Raw genomic sequence first — 725 nt, forward strand, 5'->3', positions numbered from 1 at the left:
TAATCCGGCGATAACAATTCCGCAATTTTGCCGGTGGTCAGTTTTTCCAGCAGCGGCAGCAGGGACGCCACAATTTTGTCAAAATAGGTCCGGTCATAACGCACGGCCGACCGTAGGCCATCCAGAATCGGGTCATAAAGTTGCTTACCGGCGTCAGAACTCAGGGTCATTTCCATCGCCCAGAGCCGGAGCGCATCGGGTTGCCCCTGCATATTGCGCGGAATGTCTTTTTCTTTCAGGGTGCTGAGGACATGATGGATTTGCGCCAGCAGCGCCGGTTGCCGCTCTTCCATCACTTTAGTGGCATAGCGCTGATACAGTTCACTGATATTATTGACGTAGCGGGTGATCAGCTGGTAATCCGGCCGGTGTCCCAGCGCCACCAGTGCACGGGCAACAATATTGACAAACCGCCAGGCAAATTCACGGAACGCGGCGCTGTTGCCTTCCCCACTGAGCTGCCCGGCCAGACGGGAAGCCACTTCGGATACCCGGCCAAACCGCCCGACGGCGTTATAACGCGCAGAGATTTCCGGCCAACCCAGATGAAAGAGGGAAAGCTCATTACCACGCCCTGCCCGGTGCGCTTCGGCCCAGATACGTCTTAACAGGTCAGCATCTCCTTTGGGATCAAAGACAATCACCACCTCGCCGCGTCGGATATCCTGCGTTATCAGCAATTCGGCCAGCCGGGTTTTGCCCACCCGGGTCGTGCCCATCACCAG

General features: G+C 57.0%; 1 pseudogene. It reads right to left on the bottom strand.

The features are described from left to right. Nucleotides 1–725: pseudogene (locus Xinn_RS21205) on the bottom strand (P-loop NTPase family protein); the annotation flags it as partial.

The sequence above is a fragment of the Xenorhabdus innexi genome (assembly GCF_002632485.1).
Lineage (GTDB): Bacteria > Pseudomonadota > Gammaproteobacteria > Enterobacterales > Enterobacteriaceae > Xenorhabdus > Xenorhabdus innexi.